The organism is Paenibacillus sp. SEL3, assembly GCF_054602585.1.
Window position 1 is genome coordinate 2,441,916 of record NZ_CM137725.1, and the last position, 16,785, is coordinate 2,458,700.

A 16,785-nucleotide genomic window follows, 5' to 3' on the forward strand; every position below is an offset into this window, starting at 1 on the left:
AGTCTTTCCAGCAGAAAGACCGCACAAAGTCGGTAAGAAACTTATTTCTTCTTACCGGCTTTACCTTCTTTACGGATGATGCGCTCGCCTTCGTATTTAATCCCTTTACCTTTGTACGGTTCAGGTTCACGAACGGAACGAATTTTAGCAGCGTAAGCACCTACACGCTCTTTATCAATTCCGCGAACGATGATTTTAGTGTTCGAAGGAACTTCGAATTCGATGCCCGCTTCCGGTGTGATTTCAACCGGATGAGAATATCCAACGTTCAGAACGATTTTATCTCCGGATTTGCTTGCACGATATCCGACCCCAACCAGCTCCAGAGATTTTGAAAATCCTTCAGTTACACCACTTACCATGTTGCTGACAACGCTGCGGGTTGTTCCATGCAAAGAGCGGTGAAGTTTGTTGTCCGAAGGACGAACTACATTAATTTCATTGTTTTCCACAGTAACGGACATGTCTTTATGAAGCTCACGAGTCAATGTTCCTTTAGGACCTTTAACTGTGATCGCTGTGTTGTTCAAAGTCACGTCAACACCACTTGGTACTGTGATTGGTTTACGACCAATACGGGACATATCTGTTGCACCTCCTATCTTTTAAACGTTATCTTACCAAACGTAGCAAACAACTTCTCCGCCGGCTTTAGACTGACGTGCTTCTTTGTCGGTCATGATACCTTTGGATGTTGAAATGATTGCGATCCCGAGTCCACCCAGTACGCGTGGAATCTCATTGCTCTTCGTGTAAACGCGAAGACCTGGTTTACTGATTCTTTTCAAACCTGTGATAACACGCTCGTTGTTCGCACCGTATTTCAAGAAAATACGGATGATCCCTTGTTTGCTATCTTCAACAAATTCCGCATCACGAATGAATCCTTCACGTTTCAGGATGTCGGCGATTTGTTTTTTCATTGTAGATGCAGGCATTTCTACTGTTTCGTGACGAACTGTGTTCGCGTTACGAATACGAGTAAGCATATCTGCAATTGGATCAGACATAGTCATTGTGTATAAACCTCCTTCCCAAACAGGACTTTTTACCAGCTTGCTTTTTTCACGCCAGGAATCTGGCCTTTATAAGCTAATTCACGGAAGCAAATTCTGCAGATCTTAAACTTTTGCAGTACCGAATGTGGACGACCACAACGCTCGCAACGAGTGTAAGCACGAACTTTAAACTTTGGTGCGCGTTGTTGTTTGACTTTCATCGAAGTTTTTGCCACTTAGCCTGACACCTCCTAAATAGTTTCGGAGAACAGGGTGTCTTTAAAATCAGACGCCCGAAACGTTATGCCAACATTATTTTGCGAAAGGCATGCCCAGCTGAGTCAGAAGCTCACGGGACTCTTCGTCAGTTTTGGCAGTCGTTACGATAACGATGTCCATACCACGAACTTTATCAACTTGATCATACTCGATTTCCGGGAAGATCAACTGTTCTTTCAGACCAAGCGTGTAGTTACCACGTCCGTCGAAAGCTTTTGTTGATACACCATGGAAGTCACGTACGCGAGGAAGAGTAATGTTGAACAATTTGTCCAAGAAATAATACATACGCTCGCCACGAAGTGTTACCTTTACACCGATTGGCATGTTTTCACGCAATTTAAAACCTGCGATAGATTTTTTCGCGCGAGTGATTACTGGCTTTTGACCAGCGATCAGCTGCATGTCGTTGAGAGCTGAATCAAGCACTTTGGAGTTTTGGACTGCGTCGCCAACACCCATGTTGATTACAACTTTCTCGATTTTAGGCACTTGCATCACTGTTGTATAGTTGAACTTCTGCATCAAAGCAGGAGTGATTTCTTTCAAGAAACGTTCTTTCATTCTTGTTGTAGCCATGAATCATATACCTCCTTTCTTTAAAAAATAATTAGTCGATCACTTCGCCAGAACGTTTTGCAATGCGCACTTTTTTTCCGTTGTCCAAAACTTTGTAACCAACACGGGTTACTTTTCCGCTCTTCGGATCAATGTGCATAACGTTGGAAACGTGAATCGGAGCTTCTTTCTCGATGATGCCGCCTTGTGGATTCAGCTGATTAGGCTTTTGGTGTTTTTTAATCATGTTAACACCTTCCACAAGCACACGGTTTTGACGAGGGTAGGCAGCGATAACGCGACCTTTTTTACCTTTATCTTTACCTGTAATCACCAGAACAGTGTCGTCTTTTTTGACGTGCAGCTTGTTGTTATGGGATTCCAGAACTTTTTTCACTTTTGGCATTTCGTACACCTCCTACGGGCACATTTTAAGGTGAGTTTAGATCACTTCCGGAGCCAAGGAAACGATTTTCATGAAGTCCTTGTCACGAAGTTCGCGAGCAACTGGTCCGAAAATACGAGTACCACGTGGGCTCTTGTCTTCTTTAACGACCACTGCTGCGTTCTCGTCAAATCCGATGTAGGAACCGTCTTTACGGCGGATAGAACGTTTAGTACGAACAACAACCGCTCTTACTACATCACCCTTTTTGACAACGCCGCCTGGTGTTGCTTGTTTTACGGAACAAACGATCAGGTCACCAATTTGAGCTGTACGACGTCCCGTACCACCGAGCACACGGATACACATCAGTTCCTTCGCGCCGGAATTGTCAGCTACAGTCAAACGTGTAAATGGTTGAATCATTTATTTATCCTCCTTTCGGAAAAACTACACTACATTAGATTATAACAGCTTTTTCAACGATTTCGACCAGTCTCCAGTTTTTGTCTTTGGACAAAGGGCGAGTTTCCATGATTTTAACAGTATCACCGATTTGTGCAGTGTTGTTTTCATCATGAGCTTTGAATTTCTTAGTTACTTTAATGCGTTTATGGTAGAGATCATGTTTTTTGTAAGTTTCTACAGCAATCACAATCGTTTTATCCATTTTGTCGCTGACTACTTTACCGACTAATACTTTACGGGCATTACGTTCGCTCATTGTTGGCCTCCTTCCTAATTACAGGCGGATTTTCCACCCGGTCTGATATCTTAGCTAATCCCAAGTTCTCTTTCACGGATCACAGTTTTAGCACGAGCAATTTCCTTACGCACAGCGCCGATCCGAGTCGGGTTATCAAGCTGACCGGTAGCGAGTTGAAAACGAAGGTTAAAAAGTTCTTCTTTAAAACCGGAGATCTTTTGTTCGATTTCAGCAGTGGTTAGGTTGCGGAATTCACTAGCCTTCATTTGCTTCACCACCCAATTCTTCACGTTTCACAAACTTAGTTTTGATTGGCAGTTTGTGAGCGGCAAGACGCATTGCTTCACGAGCAATCTCTTCCGGAACACCAGCAAGTTCAAACATAATCTTGCCTGGTTTCACTACTGCAACCCATTTTTCTACGTTACCTTTACCACTACCCATACGAACCTCAAGAGGCTTCTGAGTAATTGGTTTATCAGGGAAAATTTTAATCCAAACCTTACCACCACGTTTGATGTAACGAGTCATCGCAATACGAGCAGCTTCGATTTGACGGTTAGTAATCCATGCAGGTTCAGTAGCTTGCAAACCGTACTCACCAAAGTTCAGTGTAGTACCGCCTTTTGCACGCCCCTTCATATGACCACGTTGTTGTTTACGATGTTTTACGCGTTTTGGTACCAACATGATTAGTTGCCTCCTTCCTGAGGAGCTTGTTTCTTAGCTGGAGGAAGAACCTCTCCACGATAGATCCATACTTTTACGCCAAGACGGCCGTAAGTAGTATGAGCTTCCGCTGTACCATAGTCAATGTCGGCACGAAGCGTATGCAGTGGAACAGTTCCTTCGCTGTACCCTTCGGAACGAGCGATTTCGGCACCGCCAAGACGTCCGCCTACTTGAGTTTTAATTCCTTTTGCTCCGGAACGCATAGTTCTTTGAATCGCTTGTTTCAAAGCACGACGGAAAGAAACACGACGTTCCAATTGTTGTGCAATGCTTTCAGCAACCAAGATTGCGTCCAGTTCAGGATTTTTAATTTCAGAAATATTGATGTGCACCTTTTTACCGCCTGCGATTTTAGTAATTTCATTACGCAGATTTTCAACTTCGGAACCACCCTTACCGATAACCATACCTGGTTTCGCAGTGTGAATCGTTACATTGACACGGTTAGCTGCTCTCTCGATTTCAACACGGGATACAGCGGAGTCTTTCAATCTTTTTTTCAGATGTTCACGAATTCTAACGTCTTCCAGCAAAAGATCACCGAAATCTTTGCCTGCATACCATTTGGATTCCCAATCACGGATAATACCGATTCGGAGTCCGACGGGATTTACCTTTTGGCCCACACGTTTTCCCTCCTTATTTTTCAGATACCACCAGAGTAATATGACTGGTGCGTTTGTTAATACGGCTTGCACGACCCATTGCACGCGGGCGGAATCGTTTCATTGTAGGACCTTGGTTTACAAAAACCTGAGATACTACCAATTTATTTACGTCCAAAGAGTAGTTGTGATCTGCATTTGCAATCGCAGAATTCAACAATTTCTCAACGACTGGAGAAGCGGACTTTGGAGTGTGACGAAGAATTGCAATCGCCTCACCAACCTGCTTACCGCGAATCAAATCGATAACAAGTTTCACTTTGCGAGCAGAAATCCGTACGGATTTAGCATGTGCTTTTGCTTCCATTGAGTTTACCTCCTCTCAAACACTACGCTGTGTTGATTATCTTCTTGTTTTCTTATCGTCATCCGTATGGCCTTTGTACGTACGTGTTGGAGCAAATTCGCCCAATTTGTGTCCGACCATATCTTCCGTTACGTATACTGGCACGTGTTTACGGCCATCGTATACACCAAACGTATGTCCGATAAATTGCGGGAAAATCGTAGAGCGACGGGACCAAGTTTTGATTACCACTTTTTTCTCCGACTCGTTCAAAACCTCTACTTTTTTCAACAGGTAACCATCAATGAATGGTCCTTTTTTGAGACTGCGACCCATTTATGAATCCTCCCTTCGTTAAAACGTAGTCGTTCCTTAATATGTTAACGTGCGACTTAAGCGCACGTTTTATTACTTAGTACGACGACGAACGATGTACTTATCAGATGCTTTACCTTTTTTACGTGTCTTGTAACCAAGGGTTGGTTTACCCCATGGAGACATTGGAGATTTACGTCCGATTGGAGCGCGACCTTCACCACCACCGTGTGGGTGATCGTTAGGGTTCATTACAACACCGCGAACTTCAGGACGTTGTCCCAACCAGCGACTACGACCAGCTTTACCGATTTTCACCAGTTCATGGTCTTCGTTACCTACAGAACCGATTGTCGCGCGGCAAACTTTCAGAATGCGGCGAACTTCACCAGAAGTCAAACGAATTGTAACATACTTTTCTTCTTTACCAAGAAGTTGGGCTTCCGTACCAGCGGCACGAACGAGTTGGCCACCTTTACCCGGTTTCAATTCGATGTTGTGGATAACCGTACCTACTGGAATGTTTTCCAATGGCAAAGAGTTACCGATTTTAATATCGGAACCTGCACCGGATACCACTTCGTCTCCTACTTTCAGACCTTTAGGAGCGATGATGTAACGTTTTTCACCATCCACATAGTGGATAAGTGCGATGTTGGACGTACGGTTTGGATCATATTCGATCGTAGCAACGCGGCCCGGTATTCCATCTTTGTTACGTTTGAAGTCAATAATACGGTACTTACGTTTGTGTCCGCCGCCATGATGACGAACCGTAATTTTACCTTGGTTATTGCGTCCAGCTTGCTTGCTCAGAGGTGCCAGCAACGATTTCTCGGGCTGATTAGTTGTAATCTCCTCGAAAGTAGATACAGACATAGCACGTCTGGCCGGGGACGTTGGTTTATACTTTTTAATTGGCACTGAGTTTCCCTCCTTACTTTACAGTTTCAATTATACCGTTTCAAAAAACTCAAGCGGCTTACTGTCTTTGCTCAGCGTTACGAACGCTTTCTTCCACTCGCTCGTATAGCCGGAATGACGTCCGTAGCGTTTTGGTTTTGCAGGAACACGAAGCGTATTTACGTTACTTACTTTCACGTTAAAAATGGCTTCGATTGCTTTTTTAACTTCGACTTTGTTAGAACGAATGTCAACCTCGAAAACGTATTTCAAGTCATTCATCATACCAGCCGTACGTTCGGTGATAACCGGACGTTTGATAATATCACGAGGATCCTTCATTACGCGAGCACCTCCTCTACCTTCTGAACTGCTTCCTTCGTAATGATCAGTTTGTCGTGTCCGAGCACATCAAGAACATTAATGCCATCTGCGGCTACAAACTTCACACCAGGAATATTACGAGCGGACAGTGCTACATTATCATCATAGCTAGGAGCTACGATCAATGCTTTACGATCAGCTTTAAGGTTATTCAAAATGGCTGCGAATTCTTTCGTTTTAGGTCCGTTCAGTGTAAGAGCGTCCAATACGATAATTTCATTCTCAATCACTTTGGATGACAACGCCGATTTGATCGCCAGACGACGAACTTTCTTAGGCAATTTGTATGCATAGCTGCGTGGAGTCGGACCAAATACAGTACCGCCACCAACCCATTGCGGTGCACGGATCGAACCTTGACGAGCGCGGCCAGTACCTTTTTGTTTCCAAGGTTTACGTCCGCCACCACGTACTTCAGAACGTCCTTTTACTTTGTGAGTACCTTGACGCAGGGAAGCCAATTGCATAACAACAGCGTCATGAAGAACGTGCTTATTCGGCTCGATACCGAACACTGCATCGTTCAATTCAATTTCACCAACTTGGCTGCCGCTAATATTAAATAGTGCTACTTTTGGCATTTCGTGTTCCTCCTTTCTTCAGTTGTTTATTTTTTCACCGTTTCTAATACTTTAACGAAGCTATTTTTAGGTCCTGGAATGGAACCTTTCACGAGCAACACATTACGTTCTGTATCGATCTTAACAACTTCAAGACGTTGGATAGTTACCGTTTCATGCCCCATGTGTCCTGGCAGGTGTTTACCTTTAGGAACGCGGTTAGCTTGAATGGAACCCATAGAACCTGGACCTCTGTGGTAACGCGAGCCGTGTGCCATTGGTCCGCGGCTTTGTCCCCAACGTTTGATAACGCCGGCAAAACCTTTACCTTTAGAAATACCTGTTACGTCAACGAACTCGCCTTCTGAGAAGACATCAGCCTTCAGTTCTTGGCCAACCTCGTACGCAGCAAGGTCGATGCCACGAAGTTCACGAACGTAGCGCTTAGGTGCAGTATTTGCTTTTTTCGCATGTCCTGCTTCAGGTTTGTTGGATCTTTTTTCTTTTTTATCAGAGAAACCGAGTTGGATAGCTTCGTATCCATCGTTTTCCAGATCTTTCTTTTGCAGAACAACACAAGGACCTGCTTCGATAACCGTAACAGCAAGTACGTTACCTTCAGGGGTAAACACTTGAGTCATTCCGAGTTTTTTTCCTAAGATACCTTTCATGTTGACACCTCATTTCTTTTCCTAATTACATATTACAATTTAATTTCGATATCTACACCGGACGGCAGGTCCAAGCGCATCAAGGCATCCACAGTTTGTGGAGTCGGGTTAACAATGTCGATCAAACGCTTGTGTGTGCGCATTTCGAACTGCTCCCGGGAATCCTTGTACTTGTGTACCGCACGGAGAATAGTAATGATTTGTTTTTCAGTTGGCAGCGGAATTGGCCCGGATACACCTGCGCCCGAACGTTTTGCTGTTTCAACAATTTTCTCAGCGGATTGATCAAGAATTCTATGATCGTAAGCTTTCAAACGGATACGAATTTTTTGCTTTGCCATTTTAGTCCCTCCTTCTATCGCCCAATTTGGTATCGGACATACTCCGTGAAAATTTTCCGACAGCCCTCCCATGGCAAAGGGGCCGGGTGTGTCAGTAACCTCTCACATCATCGCACAGTCACAAACAACATTAGTTATTATATCGAATAGTTCTGCCTATTGCAAGCAAAAACGAAAAAACAATGCATCTTATTTTCAAAAGATACAATTGTGCTCGCAGCTCGCGATTTTTTTCAAGAGAAAAGCCCCCGCACCAGGGCAGGGGCTCGTTAAGCTTCGTTCCAATACAACGTTACTCGTTCCAGTACACTGTTGCTCTATTTAAAGGCAAAAACCTTCTTATTTGGAGATTGTTGCTACGGCACCAGCGCCAACTGTACGTCCGCCTTCACGAATAGAGAACTTAGTTCCTTCTTCGATAGCGATCGGGTTGATCAGTTGAACAGTAACCGTGATGTTATCACCAGGCATTACCATTTCGGAACCTTCTGGCAAAGTAATGATTCCAGTTACGTCAGTTGTACGGAAGTAGAACTGTGGACGGTAACCAGTGAAGAAAGGTTTGTGACGTCCGCCTTCTTCTTTAGTCAAAACGTAGATTTGAGCAGAAAATTCTGTATGTGGGTTAACAGAACCTGGTTTAGCCAATACTTGGCCGCGCTCGATTTGTGCACGATCTACACCGCGAAGCAGTGCGCCGATGTTGTCACCAGCTTGAGCGGAATCAAGCAATTTACGGAACATTTCTACGCCTGTTACTACGGATTTACGGGATTCTTCTTGAATACCGATGATTTCGATTTCGTCGCCCACTTTAACTGTACCACGCTCTACACGGCCTGTAGCAACTGTACCACGACCAGTGATGGAGAATACGTCCTCGACAGGCATAAGGAAAGGCTTGTCAGTGTCGCGTTCTGGAGTTGGGATATAAGTGTCGATTGTTTCGAACATTTCAACGATTTTCTTAGCCCAGTCGCCATCTGGGTTTTGCAGTGCTTCACGAGCGGAACCACGAGTGATTGGAGTGTCGTCGCCTGGGAAGTCATACTCGCTCAGCAAGTCGCGAACTTCCATTTCAACCAATTCCAGCAACTCTTCGTCTTCAACCATGTCGCATTTGTTCAAGAATACAACGATGTAAGGAACACCAACTTGGCGGGACAACAGGATGTGCTCGCGAGTTTGCGGCATTGGGCCGTCAGCTGCGGATACAACCAGAATCGCTCCGTCCATTTGTGCAGCGCCAGTGATCATGTTTTTAACATAGTCGGCGTGACCTGGGCAGTCAACGTGTGCATAGTGACGGTTAGGTGTTTCATACTCCACGTGTGCAGTGGAGATTGTGATACCGCGTTCGCGCTCTTCTGGAGCTTTATCGATTTGATCGAATGCTACAGCAGCACCACCGTAAGTTTTGGACAATACAGTTGTGATTGCAGCAGTCAAAGTAGTTTTACCATGATCGACGTGACCAATAGTACCGATATTAACGTGCGGTTTGTTACGCTCAAACTTAGCCTTTGCCATTTGAACAATTCCTCCTCAATAACTTGTTTTATTTTAGGCTGCCGGATGCCCTTTTGGTAAAACCCAGAGCATACCGGTCAGCTGATACATTGTATTACTCGCCGCCTTTGGTTTTGGCAACGATCTCTTCAGCAATACTCTTCGGAACTTCTTCATAATGAGAAAGTTCCATGGAGAACACACCGCGTCCTTGTGTACCGGAGCGAAGTGTAGTCGAGTATCCGAACATTTCGGACAAAGGCACCTTCGCACGAATGATTTGAGCTCCACTGCGGGAATCCATACCTTCAATCCGACCACGACGGGAGTTCAACATACCCATTACGTCACCCATATATTCCTCAGGAACCGTTACTTCAACTTTCATAATCGGCTCGAGCAATACTGGTTTACATTTGTCTTTCGCTGCTTTCAGCGCCATTGATCCGGCAATTTTAAATGCCATTTCATTGGAATCGACATCATGGTATGATCCGTCCACGATTGTAGCTTTAACGTCCACAAGCGGGAAGCCTGCGATAACGCCGTTTTTCATTTGTTCCTCAATACCAGCAAGAGCAGGAGCGATGTACTCTCTAGGAACAGAGCCGCCGACTACCTTACTTTCGAATTGACTACCAGTACCTGGCTCAAGCGGTTCGAACTCAACCCATACGTGACCATATTGACCACGACCACCGGACTGACGAACGAATTTACCTTCGACACGTGCTGGAGCACGGAACGTTTCACGGTAAGCAACCTGTGGTTTACCCACATTTGTTTCTACCTTGAACTCACGACGCATACGGTCAATGATGATGTCCAAGTGAAGCTCACCCATACCCGCCAAGATGGTTTGACCTGTTTCTTCGTTAGTATGAGCGCGAAGAGTTGGATCCTCTTCAGTCAACTTACCGAGAGCTACAGACATTTTATCTTGGTCAGCTTTGGTTTTAGGCTCAACCGCGATTTCGATAACCGGATCAGGGAAGTTCATGGACTCGAGAATAACAGGACTCTTCTCATCACACAGTGTATCACCTGTACCTGTATCTTTCAAACCTACGGCAGCCGCAATATCACCAGAGTAAACTACAGTGATTTCTTGACGACTGTTCGCATGCATTTGAAGAATACGTCCGATACGTTCGCGTTTACCTTTTGTTGCATTCAATACGTAAGAACCGGATTGAAGAACACCGGAGTATACGCGGAAGAATGTCAACTTACCAACGTAAGGATCCGTCATGATTTTGAATGCCAATGCGGAGAATGGCTCTTCATCGGAAGAGTGACGTTCAACTTCCGTACCGTCTTCCAAATGCCCTTGAATACTTGGCACATCAATAGGAGCCGGCAAATAGTCGAGAACAGCATCCAACATCAGCTGAACACCTTTATTGCGGTAAGAAGATCCACAGATAACTGGGAAGATTTTAACTTCTACAACACCTTTACGGAGAGCGGCTTTAATTTCGGCAACCGAAATTTCTTCGCCTTCCAGGTATTTCATTGTCAATTCTTCGTCCAGTTCAGCAACCTTCTCGATCAATTCATTACGAAGTTCTTCAACTTGATCTTTGAATTCCGCAGGAACTTCTACTTCTTCGATATCTTGACCAAGATCATCTTTGTACATATGAGCTTTTTGTTCAACGATATCGATAATACCAGTAAAATCATTTTCTGCGCCGATTGGCAATTGAATCGCAACTGCGTTCGCTTGAAGGCGATCACGCATGTCAGAGACAACATTCAGGAAGTCGGCACCAATGATATCCATTTTGTTTACATATGCGATCCGTGGAACGCCGTAGCGATCAGCCTGTCTCCATACGGTTTCGGACTGAGGCTCAACGCCTTCTTTCGCACTGAAAACACCAACTGCTCCGTCCAATACACGAAGGGAACGTTCAACTTCAACAGTGAAGTCAACGTGCCCCGGGGTGTCGATGATATTGACGCGGTGACCTTTCCAGGCAGCGGTCGTCGCAGCGGAAGTAATCGTGATTCCGCGCTCTTGTTCTTGTTCCATCCAGTCCATTGTCGCAGCGCCTTCGTGAACTTCACCGATTTTGTGCGTACGGCCTGTGTAGAACAAGATCCGCTCTGTTGTTGTGGTTTTACCCGCGTCAATATGAGCCATGATCCCGATATTACGTGTATTTTTCAAGGAGAACTCTCTTGCCATGAAATGGGTCTCCCTTCAAAATTGAAGTTATTTTTTTGAGCTGAATCCTACCAACGATAGTGAGCAAACGCTTTGTTCGCTTCAGCCATTTTGTGCGTGTCTTCACGTTTTTTCACGGAAGCACCTGTGTTGTTGGAAGCATCGATAATTTCAGCCGCCAAACGCTCTTCCATGGTTTTCTCACCGCGGTTGCGGGAGTAGTTTACGAGCCAACGTAATCCCAGGGACGTACGTCTTTCTGGTTTTACCTCGATTGGTACTTGGTAGTTGGCACCGCCGACACGGCGTGCTTTAACTTCCAGGACTGGCATGATATTCTTGATAGCTGCTTCAAAAACTTCCATCGGGTCATTCCCCGTACGTTCTTGGATAAGCTTGAACGCATTGTACAGAATGCTTTGAGCAACGCCTCGTTTTCCGTCGAGCATGATGCGATTGATCAAGCGGGTAACCAACTTGCTGTTGTATACCGGATCTGGCAACACGTCTCTTTTGGTAACTGGACCTTTGCGTGGCATGGATATCCCCCTTTCTTACATGTTAAACCGACATACGCGGTTTATATTCATTAGGATTTTTTAGCTTTAGGGCGTTTTGCGCCGTATTTGGAACGAGCTTGCATGCGGTTGTTTACGCCTGCAGTATCCAAAGCACCGCGAACGATATGGTAACGCACACCCGGAAGGTCTTTTACACGACCGCCGCGAATCAGCACTACGCTGTGTTCTTGAAGGTTATGTCCAATACCTGGAATGTAAGCAGTCACCTCTACACGGTTCGTCAAGCGAACACGAGCATATTTACGAAGTGCGGAGTTTGGTTTTTTCGGAGTCATAGTACCTACACGAGTGCACACTCCGCGTTTTTGCGGGGCACTGATGTCGGTAGCTTCACGTTTCAAGGCATTAAAACCTTTTTGCAAAGCCGGTGATTTCGATTTCTCGATTTTGGCTTGACGTCCTTTACGAACCAGTTGGTTAATAGTTGGCATGTTGGTTGCCACCCCCTTCCTCAATTTTTGCTGTTACTTTACAAACCTTATCTAAGCCCACAGACCCAGGCGGTTCATAAAAGAACAAATGAAAAGTCTTTGCCGCCAAGAATAACGATTCCTTAGACAAAAACGTTCCTTACCCTATTGTTTTACGATAGCAGCCATTGCGGCTCCCACTTCAATCCCACATGCAGCTCCGAGATTTTTCATTGTGTCTACGAGAGTCACTTTGACTCCTTGCTTGTTGCACAAAGCAATGATGTTGGAAGTGAGACGCTGATCTGCGTCTTCTGCCACATATACTTCTGAGGCAAAGCCCAATTCTACCATACGAATGGTTTGTTTGGTACCGATTTTGACATGAGCATCTTGCAGTCCTTGTTCTTTAGACATATCTCATTCCTCCGAAAAGACCCAATAGCATATAGGCTGCTCACGCACCTTTGCTATATTAGCATTGACTATAAGTAATGTCAAGACAATTATAAACTATAATTCATTTAAACAGAATAGTACGATTCTTTTTTGAAAAAAGCACCGGAGCACCGTCTGCTGTAGCTTTTATGCAAAGCTTATGTCTACGGTGTTCCGGCAATCATACTATTTTTATATTACTCGGCCGAAATTGGTTCGAGCTCCTCAGATGGAGACTGCCCCTCTTCCGGTTGGGCAAATTTCACGCTACGGTAACGGTTCATACCTGTTCCCGCAGGAATCAATTTACCAATAATTACGTTCTCTTTCAGTCCAAGCAACTGATCGACCTTGCCTTTAATAGCTGCATCAGTCAGGACACGAGTAGTTTCCTGGAAGGATGCTGCTGACAAGAAGGAGTCAGTTTCCAGAGATGCCTTGGTAATACCGAGCAGTACCGGCTTGGCTACCGCTGGTTCTTGGCCGCTGAGAATCGCTATCTTGTTTGCATTTTCATACTCATGGACATCAACAAAGGAGCCTGGAAGTAAGATCGTGTCGCCCGCATCAATGATACGGATTTTACGCAACATTTGACGAATCATAACTTCTACGTGCTTGTCGTTGATTTCTACGCCCTGGTTCCGGTATACGCGTTGAACTTCCTGAAGGATATAGTTCTGTACCCCGCGAATACCTTTAATACGCAGCATTTCTTTAGGATCAATCGAACCATCCGTCAGTTCGTCCCCAGCTTCAACAGTCATACCTTCGCTTACGCGCAGGCGGGAACCATACGTTACTGAGTATGTTTTCGTTTCGGCTTCACCCTGAATGTCGATCTCACGGCGGTCTTTACCTTCACGAACTTCTTTAACTGTACCGTCAATTTCACTAATCGTTGCCTGACCTTTAGGATTACGTGCTTCAAAAAGCTCCTGGATACGAGGCAAACCTTGTGTAATATCGTCTCCGGCTACGCCGCCTGTGTGGAACGTACGCATAGTAAGCTGTGTTCCTGGCTCACCGATGGATTGTGCAGCGATGATACCAACTGCTTCACCAATCTCAACGTGTTTACCAGTAGCCAGATTGCGACCGTAACATTTCTTGCAGACGCCATGTTTAGCCCGGCAACTTAATACAGAACGTATTTGAACTTTGTGTACGCCAGCTTTAACAATCGCTTCAGCTTTGTCGGAGTCAATCAATTCGTTACGTCTAGCCAAAATCTCGCCAGTCTCAGGATGACGTACCGTTTCAAAGCAATAGCGACCTTCCAGACGGTCATAGAGATCCTCAATTACTTCTTTACCGTCCTGGATACGACTTACTGTGAAGCCTTTATCCGTTCCGCAGTCTTCTTCGCGCACGATAACATCCTGTGCCACATCTACGAGACGACGAGTCAGGTAACCGGAGTCAGCCGTACGAAGAGCTGTATCCGCCAAACCTTTACGCGCTCCGTGAGTGGAGATGAAGTACTCGAGTACTGTCAGGCCTTCACGGAAGTTTGATTTGATTGGGAGTTCGATAATACGTCCGGATGGATTGGCCATCAGACCACGCATACCGCCGAGCTGAGTAATCTGTGATTTGTTACCCCGCGCTTTGGAGTCCACCATCATCATGATGGAGTTGTAGCGATCCATGGACTTCATCAATACTTCGGTAATATCATCTTTCGCTTTAGACCAAATATCGATAATCCGGTCATAGCGTTCTTCATTCGTAATCAGACCACGACGGTACTGATTCGTTACAACTTGCGCTTTGTCTTCGGATCCCTTAAGAATCTCTTGTTTTTCCACCGGCACGATTACGTCCGATACAGCAACGGTTACCCCTGCACGAGTGGAATACGTAAAGCCAAGTTGCTTAATTTTATCCAGAATTACAGCTGTTTCTGTTGTATGGTAAGTCTCAAAACAACGGGCAATGATATTACCAAGGTAATCCTTGCCTACCCCGCTAGCTTGCGGAGCGTTTTGAATGGCTTCTGTAAGATTTACACCCTTCTCGTAAACAAAGAACTCCTCCGCAGTACCATAAAGCAGGTTCGCACGGGTAGCATCATTGATGTACGGGAAGCTTGCCGGGAAAATTTCATTAAAGATAATTTTACCAACCGTTGTGATCAACATCGCTTCCTGTTGTTTTTCCGTAAAGCTCGTTTTATTCAAAGCTTTAACCGGAATAGCTACACGAGCATGAAGTCCAGCTGTACCACGTTGGTAAGCCGATATAGCCTCATTCATGTTGCGAAGGATCATATTACTTCCTTCTTCTTCTTTGTTATCCATAGTCAGATAGAAAGAACCAAGAACCATATCCTGGGAAGGTGTAACAACTGGCTTGCCGTCTTTCGGATTCAAAATGTTGCCGGATGCTAGCATAAGCAAACGAGCTTCAGCTTGGGCTTCCGCAGACAACGGAACGTGAACAGCCATTTGGTCACCGTCAAAGTCGGCATTATATGCAGTACATACGAGCGGATGCAGACGAATCGCACGACCTTCAACCAAAATCGGTTCGAACGCCTGGATACCGAGTCTATGCAACGTAGGGGCACGGTTCAGAAGAACCGGATGCTCCTTGATTACTTCTTCCAGCACATCCCATACTTCTGCACTCACACGCTCTACTTTACGCTTCGCGCTCTTGATATTGTGCGCCAAACCTTTGTTCACCAGTTCTTTCATAACAAAAGGTTTGAACAGTTCCAGTGCCATTTCTTTTGGCAAACCGCATTGATACATTTTCAAGTACGGACCTACAACGATAACGGAACGACCAGAGTAGTCAACACGTTTTCCAAGCAAGTTTTGACGGAAACGTCCTTGTTTACCTTTCAGCATGTGGCTGAGGGATTTCAAAGGACGGTTACCTGGACCTGTAACAGGACGACCACGACGACCATTATCAATCAAGGCGTCAACAGCTTCCTGCAACATCCGTTTTTCATTTTGTACAATAATATCTGGCGCACCTAGATCTAACAGACGTTTCAGACGGTTATTACGGTTAATAACACGACGATACAAGTCGTTAAGGTCAGAGGTAGCGAAACGACCACCATCCAACTGTACCATTGGACGAAGCTCAGGAGGAATAACAGGAAGTACGTCCATGATCATCCAATCCGGTTGGTTGCCTGAGTTACGGAAGGCCTCAATAACTTCAAGGCGTTTGATCGCACGGTTACGACGTTGTCCTTGAGCTGTACGCAACTCTTCTTTCAAAAATTCTAACTCTTTGTCTATATCCAAATCTTGAAGAAGCTTTTTAACCGCTTCAGCACCCATACCTGCCTGGAAGCCATAGCCGTATTTCTCACGGTAGCTACGGTATTCTTTTTCGGACAGGAGTTGTTTTTTCTCCAAAGGCGTATCTCCTGGATCGGTTACAACATAAGATGCGAAGTAAATGATCTCTTCCAGAGATCTTGGAGACATATCAAGAGCAAGACCCATACGACTTGGAATGCCTTTGAAGTACCAAATGTGCGATACAGGAGCAGCCAACTCAATATGGCCCATACGCTCACGGCGAACCTTAGCGCGAGTAACTTCTACTCCACAACGGTCACAGACAACACCTTTATAGCGTACACGTTTGTACTTACCGCAATGACATTCCCAGTCTTTCGTAGGTCCGAAAATTTTCTCGCAAAATAGTCCTTCTTTTTCCGGTTTAAGCGTACGATAGTTAATCGTCTCCGGTTTTTTGACTTCTCCGCGGGACCAAGAACGAATCTTTTCGGGGGAAGCAAGCCCGATTTTCATATATTCGAAATTGTTAACGTCCAACAAGGAGCAACCCTCCTTAACCAAATCCTGAGTTTTTAGGTTTGATACCGCCCAGCAGCACTGGGCGGTATCAAGAAACCTG

At 45.2% G+C, this 16,785-nt stretch carries 23 protein-coding genes; all 23 read right to left on the reverse strand.

Features of this window, described 5'->3' with window-relative positions; genetic code table 11:
• Window positions 1-41 precede the first annotated feature (41 nt).
• Window positions 42-584 carry a 50S ribosomal protein L6 gene (rplF, locus tag ACYCS5_RS11425; protein WP_029514488.1) on the reverse strand — a complete coding sequence of 181 codons (543 nt, stop codon included), beginning with the start codon at window positions 582-584 and terminating at the stop codon, window positions 42-44.
• A gap of 33 nt (window positions 585-617) precedes the next feature.
• On the reverse strand, window positions 618-1,016 hold the full coding sequence (gene rpsH / locus ACYCS5_RS11430; RefSeq protein ID WP_007432570.1) for a 30S ribosomal protein S8: 399 nt from the start codon (window positions 1,014-1,016) through the stop codon (window positions 618-620).
• Window positions 1,017-1,048: 32 nt separating this feature from the next.
• A complete protein-coding gene (locus tag ACYCS5_RS11435) occupies window positions 1,049-1,234 on the reverse strand; it encodes a type Z 30S ribosomal protein S14 (protein WP_010348808.1) in 186 nt (61 codons plus the stop codon).
• Between the two features lie 76 nt (window positions 1,235-1,310).
• On the reverse strand, window positions 1,311-1,856 hold the full coding sequence (gene rplE, locus ACYCS5_RS11440; RefSeq protein WP_007432571.1) for a 50S ribosomal protein L5: 546 nt from the start codon (window positions 1,854-1,856) through the stop codon (window positions 1,311-1,313).
• Between the two features lie 31 nt (window positions 1,857-1,887).
• Window positions 1,888-2,241, reverse strand: a complete 354-nt coding sequence (gene rplX / locus ACYCS5_RS11445; protein WP_013312155.1) for a 50S ribosomal protein L24 — start codon at window positions 2,239-2,241, stop codon at window positions 1,888-1,890.
• Between the two features lie 36 nt (window positions 2,242-2,277).
• Window positions 2,278-2,646 carry a 50S ribosomal protein L14 gene (gene rplN, locus ACYCS5_RS11450; RefSeq protein ID WP_007432573.1) on the reverse strand — a complete coding sequence of 123 codons (369 nt, stop codon included), beginning with the start codon at window positions 2,644-2,646 and terminating at the stop codon, window positions 2,278-2,280.
• 34 nt (window positions 2,647-2,680) lie between these two features.
• Window positions 2,681-2,944: a 30S ribosomal protein S17 gene (rpsQ, locus tag ACYCS5_RS11455; RefSeq protein ID WP_007432574.1), complete on the reverse strand. Its 264-nt coding sequence runs from the start codon at window positions 2,942-2,944 to the stop codon at window positions 2,681-2,683.
• Between the two features lie 50 nt (window positions 2,945-2,994).
• Complete coding sequence (gene rpmC / locus ACYCS5_RS11460; RefSeq protein ID WP_007432575.1) at window positions 2,995-3,192, reverse strand: 50S ribosomal protein L29; 198 nt, start codon at window positions 3,190-3,192, stop codon at window positions 2,995-2,997.
• The gene (rplP, locus tag ACYCS5_RS11465; protein ID WP_007432576.1) at window positions 3,182-3,616 is read right to left on the reverse strand and encodes a 50S ribosomal protein L16; all 435 of its coding nucleotides are present in this window, start codon (window positions 3,614-3,616) and stop codon (window positions 3,182-3,184) included. Before rplP ends, rpmC begins: the two co-directional genes overlap by 11 nt.
• Before the next feature lie 2 nt (window positions 3,617-3,618).
• A complete protein-coding gene (gene rpsC / locus ACYCS5_RS11470; RefSeq protein WP_013312156.1) occupies window positions 3,619-4,284 on the reverse strand; it encodes a 30S ribosomal protein S3 in 666 nt (221 codons plus the stop codon).
• A 13-nt stretch (window positions 4,285-4,297) separates the two neighbouring features.
• Window positions 4,298-4,630, reverse strand: a complete 333-nt coding sequence (gene rplV / locus ACYCS5_RS11475; protein WP_013312157.1) for a 50S ribosomal protein L22 — start codon at window positions 4,628-4,630, stop codon at window positions 4,298-4,300.
• 36 nt (window positions 4,631-4,666) lie between these two features.
• The gene (gene rpsS, locus ACYCS5_RS11480; protein WP_029514489.1) at window positions 4,667-4,945 is read right to left on the reverse strand and encodes a 30S ribosomal protein S19; all 279 of its coding nucleotides are present in this window, start codon (window positions 4,943-4,945) and stop codon (window positions 4,667-4,669) included.
• A gap of 72 nt (window positions 4,946-5,017) precedes the next feature.
• Window positions 5,018-5,848 carry a 50S ribosomal protein L2 gene (gene rplB, locus ACYCS5_RS11485; RefSeq protein WP_029514490.1) on the reverse strand — a complete coding sequence of 277 codons (831 nt, stop codon included), beginning with the start codon at window positions 5,846-5,848 and terminating at the stop codon, window positions 5,018-5,020.
• A 30-nt stretch (window positions 5,849-5,878) separates the two neighbouring features.
• On the reverse strand, window positions 5,879-6,169 hold the full coding sequence (gene rplW, locus ACYCS5_RS11490) for a 50S ribosomal protein L23 (RefSeq protein ID WP_013312159.1): 291 nt from the start codon (window positions 6,167-6,169) through the stop codon (window positions 5,879-5,881).
• Window positions 6,169-6,792 carry a 50S ribosomal protein L4 gene (gene rplD / locus ACYCS5_RS11495; RefSeq protein WP_013312160.1) on the reverse strand — a complete coding sequence of 208 codons (624 nt, stop codon included), beginning with the start codon at window positions 6,790-6,792 and terminating at the stop codon, window positions 6,169-6,171. The genes rplW and rplD overlap by 1 nt, the downstream gene beginning before the upstream one ends.
• Before the next feature lie 26 nt (window positions 6,793-6,818).
• Window positions 6,819-7,442, reverse strand: coding sequence for a 50S ribosomal protein L3 (gene rplC, locus ACYCS5_RS11500; protein WP_165150809.1), 624 nt, complete (start codon window positions 7,440-7,442; stop codon window positions 6,819-6,821).
• 32 nt (window positions 7,443-7,474) lie between these two features.
• Window positions 7,475-7,783, reverse strand: a complete 309-nt coding sequence (gene rpsJ / locus ACYCS5_RS11505) for a 30S ribosomal protein S10 (protein ID WP_005544556.1) — start codon at window positions 7,781-7,783, stop codon at window positions 7,475-7,477.
• Window positions 7,784-8,122: 339 nt separating this feature from the next.
• The gene (gene tuf / locus ACYCS5_RS11510; protein ID WP_023990558.1) at window positions 8,123-9,313 is read right to left on the reverse strand and encodes an elongation factor Tu; all 1,191 of its coding nucleotides are present in this window, start codon (window positions 9,311-9,313) and stop codon (window positions 8,123-8,125) included.
• 94 nt (window positions 9,314-9,407) lie between these two features.
• Window positions 9,408-11,486, reverse strand: a complete 2,079-nt coding sequence (gene fusA / locus ACYCS5_RS11515) for an elongation factor G (RefSeq protein WP_029514491.1) — start codon at window positions 11,484-11,486, stop codon at window positions 9,408-9,410.
• Between the two features lie 47 nt (window positions 11,487-11,533).
• The gene (rpsG, locus tag ACYCS5_RS11520; RefSeq protein ID WP_007432586.1) at window positions 11,534-12,004 is read right to left on the reverse strand and encodes a 30S ribosomal protein S7; all 471 of its coding nucleotides are present in this window, start codon (window positions 12,002-12,004) and stop codon (window positions 11,534-11,536) included.
• 50 nt (window positions 12,005-12,054) lie between these two features.
• Window positions 12,055-12,477, reverse strand: a complete 423-nt coding sequence (gene rpsL / locus ACYCS5_RS11525) for a 30S ribosomal protein S12 (protein WP_007432587.1) — start codon at window positions 12,475-12,477, stop codon at window positions 12,055-12,057.
• A gap of 144 nt (window positions 12,478-12,621) precedes the next feature.
• Window positions 12,622-12,873 (reverse strand): ribosomal L7Ae/L30e/S12e/Gadd45 family protein, encoded by a 252-nt coding sequence (locus ACYCS5_RS11530; RefSeq protein ID WP_007432588.1) that lies wholly within the window; start codon window positions 12,871-12,873, stop codon window positions 12,622-12,624.
• 218 nt (window positions 12,874-13,091) lie between these two features.
• The gene (rpoC, locus tag ACYCS5_RS11535; RefSeq protein ID WP_029514492.1) at window positions 13,092-16,706 is read right to left on the reverse strand and encodes a DNA-directed RNA polymerase subunit beta'; all 3,615 of its coding nucleotides are present in this window, start codon (window positions 16,704-16,706) and stop codon (window positions 13,092-13,094) included.
• Window positions 16,707-16,785 lie beyond the last annotated feature (79 nt).

What these genes read in the sequence shown, in the direction of transcription:
- rplF (WP_029514488.1), bottom strand. Translation starts at nt 584, where the DNA reads ATGTCCCGTATTGGTCGTAAACCAATCACAGTACCAAGTGGTGTTGAC.
- rpsH (WP_007432570.1), bottom strand. Translation starts at nt 1,016, where the DNA reads ATGACTATGTCTGATCCAATTGCAGATATGCTTACTCGTATTCGTAAC.
- rplE (WP_007432571.1), bottom strand. Translation starts at nt 1,856, where the DNA reads ATGGCTACAACAAGAATGAAAGAACGTTTCTTGAAAGAAATCACTCCT.
- rplX (WP_013312155.1), bottom strand. Translation starts at nt 2,241, where the DNA reads ATGCCAAAAGTGAAAAAAGTTCTGGAATCCCATAACAACAAGCTGCAC.
- rplN (WP_007432573.1), bottom strand. Translation starts at nt 2,646, where the DNA reads ATGATTCAACCATTTACACGTTTGACTGTAGCTGACAATTCCGGCGCG.
- rpsQ (WP_007432574.1), bottom strand. Translation starts at nt 2,944, where the DNA reads ATGAGCGAACGTAATGCCCGTAAAGTATTAGTCGGTAAAGTAGTCAGC.
- rpmC (WP_007432575.1), bottom strand. Translation starts at nt 3,192, where the DNA reads ATGAAGGCTAGTGAATTCCGCAACCTAACCACTGCTGAAATCGAACAA.
- rplP (WP_007432576.1), bottom strand. Translation starts at nt 3,616, where the DNA reads ATGTTGGTACCAAAACGCGTAAAACATCGTAAACAACAACGTGGTCAT.
- rplV (WP_013312157.1), bottom strand. Translation starts at nt 4,630, where the DNA reads ATGGAAGCAAAAGCACATGCTAAATCCGTACGGATTTCTGCTCGCAAA.
- rpsS (WP_029514489.1), bottom strand. Translation starts at nt 4,945, where the DNA reads ATGGGTCGCAGTCTCAAAAAAGGACCATTCATTGATGGTTACCTGTTG.
- rplW (WP_013312159.1), bottom strand. Translation starts at nt 6,169, where the DNA reads ATGAAGGATCCTCGTGATATTATCAAACGTCCGGTTATCACCGAACGT.
- rplD (WP_013312160.1), bottom strand. Translation starts at nt 6,792, where the DNA reads ATGCCAAAAGTAGCACTATTTAATATTAGCGGCAGCCAAGTTGGTGAA.
- rplC (WP_165150809.1), bottom strand. Translation starts at nt 7,442, where the DNA reads ATGAAAGGTATCTTAGGAAAAAAACTCGGAATGACTCAAGTGTTTACC.
- rpsJ (WP_005544556.1), bottom strand. Translation starts at nt 7,783, where the DNA reads ATGGCAAAGCAAAAAATTCGTATCCGTTTGAAAGCTTACGATCATAGA.
- tuf (WP_023990558.1), bottom strand. Translation starts at nt 9,313, where the DNA reads ATGGCAAAGGCTAAGTTTGAGCGTAACAAACCGCACGTTAATATCGGT.
- fusA (WP_029514491.1), bottom strand. Translation starts at nt 11,486, where the DNA reads ATGGCAAGAGAGTTCTCCTTGAAAAATACACGTAATATCGGGATCATG.
- rpsG (WP_007432586.1), bottom strand. Translation starts at nt 12,004, where the DNA reads ATGCCACGCAAAGGTCCAGTTACCAAAAGAGACGTGTTGCCAGATCCG.
- rpsL (WP_007432587.1), bottom strand. Translation starts at nt 12,477, where the DNA reads ATGCCAACTATTAACCAACTGGTTCGTAAAGGACGTCAAGCCAAAATC.
- ACYCS5_RS11530 (WP_007432588.1), bottom strand. Translation starts at nt 12,873, where the DNA reads ATGTCTAAAGAACAAGGACTGCAAGATGCTCATGTCAAAATCGGTACC.